This window comes from Streptomyces sp. NPDC005195, from assembly GCF_040608315.1.
Classification (GTDB): Bacteria; Actinomycetota; Actinomycetes; order Streptomycetales; family Streptomycetaceae; genus Streptomyces; species Streptomyces kaempferi.
In genome coordinates, this window is the sequence record NZ_JBEXHZ010000375.1 from 1 (window position 1) to 1,187 (window position 1,187).

General features: G+C 71.0%; 2 protein-coding genes. Both read left to right on the forward strand.

Annotated elements, in window-relative coordinates:
* On the forward strand, positions 1-123 hold a 123-nt coding region (locus ABZV34_RS39755), incomplete at its 5' end, for an SAM-dependent methyltransferase (protein WP_356288276.1).
* Between the two features lie 239 nt (positions 124-362).
* Positions 363-1,187: sigma-70 family RNA polymerase sigma factor (locus tag ABZV34_RS39760; protein ID WP_356288273.1), on the forward strand; the 825-nt coding region annotated here is incomplete at its 3' end.

Below are 1,187 nucleotides of genomic sequence, written 5' to 3' on the forward strand. Positions count from 1 at the left end.
GACGGGTTCGAACTGGTCGAACCGGGACTGGCCCAGGTTCCGTTCTGGCGCCCGGACGGCCCGCCCCCGGCGAGGTCCGGCGAGATCGGCTTCTATGGCGGCGTGGGGCGCAGGAACAGCTGAGCCGCCGCGCTCCCGGCCGCCGCTTCCACCGGTTTCCCGAGGTGCCGAGTCCGACCCGGTCGGGCTCGGCACTCGTGCGTCCTGCCCCTCCCCGATGTGACGCCCTCCATTGCGTTTCCCGGGCGCAGCGGTGAGTCTCTCCCGGAACGATTCTCCGAAGAACTGTTATCCGAGGCTCACCGAGCGGTCTCCCAGGTATCGGACAGCATCGTTCGGCGTCGAGGACAGGGAAGCGTTTGATGAGCACACGGAACACGGTGGACGAGGCCGCGCTGGTGACCGCTGCCCGAAGCGGCGACCCGCAGGCTCAGGACGCCCTGGTCAGTGCGTACCTCCCGCTCGTCTACAACGTCGTGGGCCGGGCTCTGAACGGCTCCGTCGACGTGGACGACGTGGTGCAGGAGACCATGCTCCGTGCCCTGGACGCGCTGGGAAGTCTGCGGACCCCCGAGAGTTTCCGCTCCTGGCTCGTGGCGATCGCGATGAACCAGGTCCGGACACACTGGCAGGACCGGCAGGTCACCCCGGGAACCGTGGAGGACACGAAGGACTTCGCCGATCCGGGTGCCGACTTCGTGGACCTGACGATGGTGCGGCTGCAGTTGTCGGGCCAGCGCCAGGAGACCGCGCGCGCCACCCGCTGGCTGGAGCCGGACGACCGGGCGCTGCTGTCGCTGTGGTGGCTGGAGTGCGCAGGTGAACTCACCCGGACCGAGGTCGCCACGGCCCTGGAGGTGTCACCTCAGCACACGGCGGTCCGGGTGCAGCGGATGAAGGCACAGCTGGAGGCGGCCCGTGTGGTCGTGCGGGCGCTCGACGCGCGGCCGCCGTGTGAGGAACTGCGCGGGATGCTGACCTCCTGGGACGCTCGGCCCTCGGCGCTGTGGCGCAAGCGAATAGCGCGGCACGCCCGCGGGTGCGCACGCTGCTCCGGCCTGTGGAGCGGACTGATGCCCGCGGAGGGGCTGCTGGCCGGCCTGGCACTCGTGTCGGTGTCGCCCGCGCTGCTGGACAGGGTGCGCGCCGCCCACGGCGGTATGGCTCCGGCCGGCTCGGCGCTCGAC